Origin of the sequence: Streptomyces muensis (assembly GCF_021474425.1) — a bacterium.
GTDB classification, from domain to species: domain Bacteria; phylum Actinomycetota; class Actinomycetes; order Streptomycetales; family Streptomycetaceae; genus Streptomyces; species Streptomyces muensis.
Genome location: NZ_JAKEIP010000459.1, coordinates 1 through 3,715, shown reverse-complemented (window position 1 = coordinate 3,715; position 3,715 = coordinate 1). Strand labels below are relative to the sequence as shown.

General features: G+C 69.2%; 2 protein-coding genes and 1 pseudogene. All 3 read right to left on the bottom strand.

Annotated elements, in window-relative coordinates:
• Positions 1 to 1,437: maltokinase N-terminal cap-like domain-containing protein (locus tag L0P92_RS42975; protein ID WP_234768571.1), on the bottom strand; the 1,437-nt coding region annotated here is incomplete at its 3' end.
• A gap of 86 nt (positions 1,438 to 1,523) precedes the next feature.
• Complete coding sequence (gene treS, locus L0P92_RS42970; protein ID WP_234768570.1) at positions 1,524 to 3,224, bottom strand: maltose alpha-D-glucosyltransferase; 1,701 nt, start codon at positions 3,222 to 3,224, stop codon at positions 1,524 to 1,526.
• Positions 3,221 to 3,715 (bottom strand): annotated as a pseudogene (locus L0P92_RS42965) (alpha-1,4-glucan--maltose-1-phosphate maltosyltransferase); the annotation flags it as partial. The gene treS and the pseudogene L0P92_RS42965, both read right to left, overlap by 4 nt.

Here is a 3,715-nt window from a genome sequence, read left to right as displayed (position 1 = left end):
GGGCCTCCTAGGCGCAGGGGGAGAGAGGGGAGTGGAGGTAGCGGGGGTGCCGGCGTCCGCGGCGAGGCGGCTTATGGCGGACAGCGGCACCGGGAGCCAGTCGGGCCGGTGACGGGCCTCGTAGACGACCTCGTAGATCGCCTTGTCGGTCTCGTACGCGCGCAGCAGCACCGGATCGGTCCGTGGATCGGCGCCGCTGACCTGCGCGTACCCGGCGCAGTAGGCGGCCCGGCAGGTGTCGGCCCAGCCGGGTACGGGCGGGTCGGCCGAGTGGGCCGCGTAGTCGAAGGAACGCAGCATGCCCGCGACGTCCCGCACCGGTGGCTGCGGCATCCGCCGTTCGGCCAGCGGCCTCGACGGCTCGCCCTCGAAGTCGATCAGCCACCACTGACCGGCCGGCGAGCGCAGGCACTGCCCGAGATGCAGGTCGCCGTGGATGCGCTGGGCGGTCCAGGTGCACCCGTCGGCGGCCAGGTCGGCCAGCGCCGCGAAGGCCGAGCGCAGACCGGGGGCGTACGGCCGCAGCGCGGGCACGGCCTGCGCGGCCGCCTCCAGCCGCTCGACCATGCCGTCGACCAGCTGCCGCACCTGCGTGTGCCCCAGCGTGACGGTCGGCAGGGTGCGGGCCAGCGCGGTGTGCACCTCGGCGGTCGCGCGCCCGAGCGCCCGGGCCGCCGCGGCGAAGTCCTCGCCCTTGGCCAGCTCGCGCAGCGCCAGCTCCCAGCCGTCCGCGGCGCCCTGCACGAACGGCTGCAGCACCCCGAGGACGTACGAGTCGCCCGCCAGCTCCGCCCCGATCCACGCCGTCGGCGCGGGCACCCGGTCGCAGCCCTCCCGGGCCAGCGCCAGCGGCAGCTCCAGGTCGGGGTTGACCCCGGGCACGACCCGGCGCAACAGCTTCAGGATGAACGTATCGCCGTAGACGACCGACGAGTTGGACTGTTCGGAGGTGACCAGGCGCGGCACCAGACCGGACCGGATGTCCTGGCCCGCGTCGCGTTCGAAGCGCAGTACGCCGATCCGGGCCCCGGTGCGCAGCGCCTCCAGGAGCAGCTCGGGGGGACGGGTGTCGTACAGCGCGTCGTACACCGTGCGTCCGGCGAGCGGGCCCTTGGCCACGTGGCCGATCAGGGCGGGCGCGAGGCGGGGCGGCAGCGCCTCGCGGTCGCCTATGAGGAGCTGGTAGCAGTCCGCGGGCTGCTCGGGTGCGCCCGGCACCGGCGCGAGGGCCTGGTGCGCGCGCACGAGCAGGTGGTACAGGCCCAGCTTGCCGCCGGGCGGCAGCAGCTCGGTGGCCGCCACCAGCGAGAACCCGGTGACCGGACGTCCCTTGCCCGCGAACCAGCGCTGCCGTGGCAGCCACTCCCGCAGCAGTGGGTCCAGCGAGGCGAGGAGACCTGGAGGGGTCGTGAGGGTGCGGGTGACGGCTTTCGACATGGCGTCACGTCCTTTCCCCGGGCCGGTCGGGGTGGTTACTGATGCGTGCCCCGGGCGGGGCGGCGGAAACCGCCCCGCCCGGGCTCTCAGACGGCGTCCTTGCGCAGCCGGAACCAGTAGAAGCCGTGGCCGCCGAGCGTCAGCAAGTACGGCAGTTCACCGATGGCCGGGAATCGCACCCCGCCGGACAGCTCGACCGGATGCCGCCCGTTGAACCTGCGGAGATCCAGTTCCGTCGGCTGCGCGAAGCGGGAGAAGTTGTTCACGCACAGCACGAGATCGTCCTCGTATTCACGCAGGAACGCGATCACGGCCGGATTCGACGACTGGAGTTCCGTGTAGGAACCGAGTCCGAAGGCCGGGTTCTGTTTCCGGATCTCGATCATGCGGCGCGTCCAGTGCAGGAGAGAGGACGGCGAGGACATGGACGCCTCGACGTTCGTCACCTGGTAGCCGTAGACGGGGTCCATGATCGTGGGCAGGAAGAGCCGCCCGGGGTCGCTGGAGGAGAAGCCGGCGTTGCGGTCCGGGGTCCACTGCATGGGGGTGCGGACGGCGTCGCGGTCGCCGAGCCAGATGTTGTCGCCCATGCCGATCTCGTCGCCGTAGTAGAGGATCGGCGAGCCGGGCAGCGACAGCAGCAGGGCGGTGAACAGCTCGATCTGGTTGCGGTCGTTGTCGAGCAGCGGGGCCAGTCGGCGCCGGATGCCGATGTTGGCGCGCATCCGCGGGTCCTTGGCGTACTCCGCGTACATGTAGTCGCGCTCTTCGTCGGTGACCATTTCCAGGGTCAGCTCGTCGTGGTTGCGCAGGAAGATGCCCCACTGGCAGCCGGAGGGGATGGCCGGCGTCTTGGCGAGGATTTCCGAGACCGGGTAGCGGGATTCCCGCCGTACGGCCATGAAGATGCGCGGCATGACCGGGAAGTGGAACGCCATGTGGCATTCGTCGCCACCGCTTCGGAAGTCGCCGAAGTAGTCGACGACGTCCTCCGGCCACTGGTTGGCCTCCGCCAGCAGCACCGTGTCCGGGTACTGCGCGTCGATCTCCTTGCGCACCCGCCTGAGGAATTCATGGGTCGCGGGGAGGTTCTCGCAGTTCGTGCCCTCTTCCGCGTACAGATACGGCACGGCGTCCAGCCGGAATCCGTCGATTCCCAGGTCCAGCCAGAACTTCAGCGCCGAGAGGATCTCCTCCTGCACGGTCGGGTTCTCGTAGTTGAGGTCCGGTTGGTGGGAGAAGAAGCGGTGGAAGAAGTACTGCTTGCGGACCGGGTCGAAGGTCCAGTTGGAGGCCTCGGTGTCGACGAAGATGATGCGGGCGTCGGCGTAGGCCTTGTCGTCGTCGGCCCAGACGTAGTAGTCGCCGTAGGGGCCGTCCGGGTCCTTTCTCGACTCCTGGAACCACGGGTGCTGGTCGCTGGTGTGGTTCATGACGAAGTCGATGATGACCCGCATACCGCGCTGATGCGCCGAGTCCACGAAGTCCACGAAATCGGCGAGGTCACCGAACTCGGGCAGCACGGACGTGTAGTCGGAGACGTCGTAACCGCCGTCCCTGAGGGGTGACTTGAAGAAAGGCGGCAGCCACAGGCAGTCGACGCCGAGCCATTGCAGGTAGTCGAGTTTGGCGGTCAGGCCCTTGAGGTCGCCGACACCGTCGCCGTTGGAGTCCTGGAAGGAACGGACCAGGACCTCGTAGAAGACGGCGCGCTTGAACCAATCCGGGTCACGATCCTTGGCAGGCGTGTCCTCGAAGGTGTCCTGAACGGGCTCGTTGACGATCATTTTGTGGGTGACCCTCCGATCTGCGGGGTGGACGGTCGCAGGACGGTGAGGATGTGCGCGGGACGAGTGCCCGGTTCGAGACGCACGTAGTTCGCCCTGCCCCAGTGATAGGTCTCGCCGGTGAGCTCGTCGCGCACCGGCACCGACTCGTGCCAGTCCAGGCCGAGTTGCGGCATGTCCAACGAGACCGTGGCCTCCTGGGTGTGGTGCGGGTCGAGGTTGACGACCACCAGAACCGTGTTCGAACCGCTTCGCTTCGAGTACGCGATCACCGCTTCCTTGTCCGCGTGGTGGAAGTGGAGGTCACGCAACTGCCGCAGGGCCGGATTCGCCCGCCGGACGGCGTTGAGCTGGGTGATCAGGGGGGTGATGGTGAGGCCCTCGCGTTCGGCGGCGGTCCAGTCGCGGGGGCGGAGCTGGTACTTCTCGGAGTGGAGGTATTCCTCGCTGCCCTTGCGCAGGGGGGTGTTCTCGCACAGTTCGTAGCCGCT